The sequence below is a fragment of the Ruegeria sp. AP12 genome, from assembly GCF_056540025.1.
Map to the genome: position 1 here is coordinate 1 of NZ_JBQFVZ010000018.1, position 3,482 is coordinate 3,482.

The 3,482-nt window shown below is 59.1% G+C and carries 4 protein-coding genes; 1 reads left to right on the forward strand and 3 read right to left on the reverse strand.

Going from position 1 to position 3,482, the window contains the following annotated elements:
- On the reverse strand, positions 1 to 802 hold an 802-nt coding region (locus ACR0E6_RS20680; protein ID WP_480586842.1), incomplete at its 3' end, for an aconitase family protein.
- A 222-nt stretch (positions 803 to 1,024) separates the two neighbouring features.
- On the opposite strand from ACR0E6_RS20680, the gene ACR0E6_RS20685 reads away from it, so the two are divergent.
- A complete protein-coding gene (locus ACR0E6_RS20685; protein WP_480564001.1) occupies positions 1,025 to 1,726 on the forward strand; it encodes a DUF1223 domain-containing protein in 702 nt (233 codons plus the stop codon).
- Here the strand turns inward: ACR0E6_RS20685 and ACR0E6_RS20690 are convergent, their stop codons facing one another.
- Together ACR0E6_RS20690 and ACR0E6_RS20695 are read right to left on the reverse strand one after the other, a co-directional pair.
- Positions 1,727 to 2,650, reverse strand: coding sequence for a lysophospholipid acyltransferase family protein (locus tag ACR0E6_RS20690; RefSeq protein ID WP_480564003.1), 924 nt, complete (start codon positions 2,648 to 2,650; stop codon positions 1,727 to 1,729).
- Between the two features lie 83 nt (positions 2,651 to 2,733).
- Positions 2,734 to 3,482: FliG C-terminal domain-containing protein (locus ACR0E6_RS20695; protein WP_480586845.1), on the reverse strand; the 749-nt coding region annotated here is incomplete at its 5' end.

Sequence of the window (3,482 nt, forward strand, 5' to 3'; positions counted from 1 at the left end):
CCTCGACCATCGCTCCGGTCAGTTCAAAGCCTACAACCTCGGGGATCAACATCGAGATCGGCTGGCCGAGCATAGCTGCCTCTGCCTCAATCCCGCCGACGCCCCATCCCAGAACGGCCATGCCGTTGACCATGGTGGTGTGGCTGTCTGTACCGACAAGGGTGTCGGGATAGGCGACCTCTTCGCCGTTCTGATCAGTATCCGTCCAAACGGTTTGGGCCAAATATTCTAGGTTCACCTGATGGCAGATGCCGGTGCCAGGCGGTACGACGCGGAAATTGTTGAACGCGTTCTGACCCCATTTCAGGAACTGGTAGCGCTCCATATTGCGCTCGTATTCGCGGTCCACATTCACCTGGAACGCACGCGGGTTGCCGAACTCGTCAATCATGACCGAGTGGTCGATGACCAGATCCACCGGGTTTAGCGGATTGATTTTTTGCGCATCTCCGCCCAAAGCTTTGATCCCATCGCGCATGGCCGCCAGATCGACCACGGCAGGCACACCGGTGAAATCCTGCATCAGCACGCGGGCAGGGCGATAGGCGATCTCGCGCGGGTTTTTGCCTCCGTTCTCACCCCATTCCGCAAATGCTTTGATGTCGTCGACCGAGACGGAGAACCCGTCATCCTCGAAGCGCAGCATGTTTTCCAGCACCACTTTAAGCGCGGCGGGCAGCTTGGAGAAATCACCCAGGCCGGCCTTTTGAGCGGCGGGGATGGAATAGTAGGAAATGGTTTTGCCATTCACGCTCAGGCTGCGGCGTGTTTTGGCGGTATCCTGTCCGGTTTTGATAGGCATCCTGTGGCCTCCCTCTCAAATAACTTGGAAAATGGGATTCGTTGCGGTTTATCTTGATCACGTTTGTCCGGGGTTCAAGCGTCAGTTACTGACAAGATGAAAGTGTATACTGTGGTATGCAAAATCAAGAGCAAGGGACTGCCTCGTCTCAAGAAACCTTGATTGGAGCTTGAAGAGCAAAACGTTTATCCGTTTTGCATGATTTTCAAGCCGAGGGGACTCATGTTCAAATCCGCCCTAGCAGCCGCCATTCTATCCGCCTGTGCCGCCTTTTCAGTATCGGCGCAAGAGGATCCGGTTGTGATCGAGTTGTTTACCTCGCAAGGGTGTTCATCCTGCCCCCCGGCGGATCGGCTTTTGCACGAGCTGATCAAGCGCGACGACGTGATCGGGCTGGCGCTGCATGTGGACTATTGGGATTACATCGGCTGGAAGGACGAATACGCCATTCCTGATCATACGACGCGGCAGCGGGCCTATGCCCGCAATGGTGGCCGGTCGATGATCTACACGCCGCATATGGTGATCAATGGGCGGCATGACGTGGTTGGCGCGCAAGTGCAGGAGTTGGATCGGCTGATCAAGGCGCATCTGATCGCCGCGCCCACTGCTGAAGTGCAGGCTGAGCGTTCGGGGCAAGAGGTGACGGTGCGCGTGACGCCGATCGATTTGCCTGGTGGAGAGACCTATGACGTGCGGATCGTCCAGTACACGCCGCTGCGTCACGCCTCGATCCGGCGTGGAGAGCTCGCGGGCCATGAGCTCGACTATGCCAATGTGGTGGAAAGCTGGCAGATGGCCGGGCGCTGGGATGGGGCTAACGAGCAGGCGTTTTCAGCGCAGTTGGATTCTGACCTGCCAGCGGTTGTTCTGGTGCAGCGGGCAGGTCACGGTCCAATCATCGCGGCCGCGCATGCGAAGTGATCAGGGCATATCTTCGGGCTGAACACCCAGCCCGTTCCACGCCTTCCAGCGGCGGTGAATCCAGAACCATTGACCCATATGCTGGCGCACCATCTGCTCCAGATCATCGTTGATATATTGCGTCATGGTCTTGGGGTCGGAATGCGGCACCGGGTCGTGCATCACGATTTCGAAATCCAGACCATTGGCTTGGCGCACCGCGTAGCAGGGGATCATGACCGCGTTGAATTTCATCGCAAGTTCGGCGTTCAGAACGGATGTGACGGCGGGCTTACCAAAGAACATCAACTCCTCGCCGCCGTGAACATGCAAGTCAGAGACGATGGCGATCATCTCACCCCCTTTGAGGGAGCGCACCATCTCAACCATTCCGCGCCGACCCTGTTCGAACATGGGCGAGCCGGTTTTGTAGAAGGCTTCGACATAGGCCTCATTGAAATAGGGGTTGGCCATACGACGATAGAGGCAGCCCAGAGGGCGCCCGCTGCGGGCTTGCAGCGCGATCCGCGTTGCGAGGTAGTGGCCGAAATGCGCGGCGATGATCATGACCGGTCGCCCCTCGGCGGCAGCGGCATCAAAAGCAGCGACACCGGGGCCGGACAGCTTTGCGTTGCGTTGGCGCGCTGTGAACCCTTCGGGCGAGAAGTGCTCCATCATGGCCCGACCTGCGTTGTCCGAGACCTCAGCCGAAATACGGTTAATGTCACGCTCTGACAGCTCGGGGCAGGTGAGTTTCAGGTTGTCTCGGACCCGTTTGCGAAACCCAACCAACGGGGCCAATCCGCGCACCAAGGTCCCCATTGCCCCGATGCGGGTTCCATAGGGCAGCAACCGCATGCCACCGATCACGCCTTTCAGGAACAGACTGGCGACATAGTATTTCCCAAGCTCAAACCGGCTGAGCTCTGACTTTTCGACAGGCATGGAGGTGTCTCACGGCGTGTTGCGTTTGCTGGGCCAGACATACAGGCCCGGCCCGGCAAGCTCAAGCACTCAGCCGGTTGAGGTCAGTCTTCGTCTTCTTCCGGCTCGACCAATGTCAGCGTGCCATCGTCTACCAAGGTGCGAATTGCGCCTACGATTTCGGTCATGGCCTCTTCGGCCTCGGACTGTTTGACGCGCCCGCGTTCAGCCATTTCTTCGCGCAGATTGTCGGCCATACGGGCGGAGATGTTGGATAGGATGAACTCAACCGAGGCTTTGTCATCGTCAGCGGCGGCCCCAGCCAGTGCAGTGACAAGGCTGGCTTGTTCAACCCCGCGCAGAATAGCGGGCACATCGCGTGTGGCGATACGGGCCGGGATGTGCGCGAAGGTGAAAATGGATTGACGCACAATGTCTGCGAATTCGGCGTCCTCTTCGTTCAGGGCCGTCAGCAACCCGTCGCGGGTTGAGGCTGCCGATTGATTCAGGATCGCCCCCACGCGCGCACCGGGGCCATCGGAAAACGCCTGCGACGGGCGTTGATCCAGTTGAGCAGCCAGCGACCAGCCGATCCGTTCCACCGCTTCGGGGGTCACATTGGCCGTTTTGGAGATCGCATAGGTGATGCGTCGCGCAATGGGGCCGGGCAGGTGCCCCAGCAATTGCGCGGCTTTGGCCGTGTCGAGCTTGGACAGCATCACGGCGGCCACCTCGGTGCTTTCTGCCTGCGCCTTCTGGGCCAGATCTTCGGCCGAAATCTCTCTCAGTCGCTGCCATGGATCGCCGATCTGACGCACGCCTGCGATTTTTCGCAATCGCGCTGCCGTGGCCG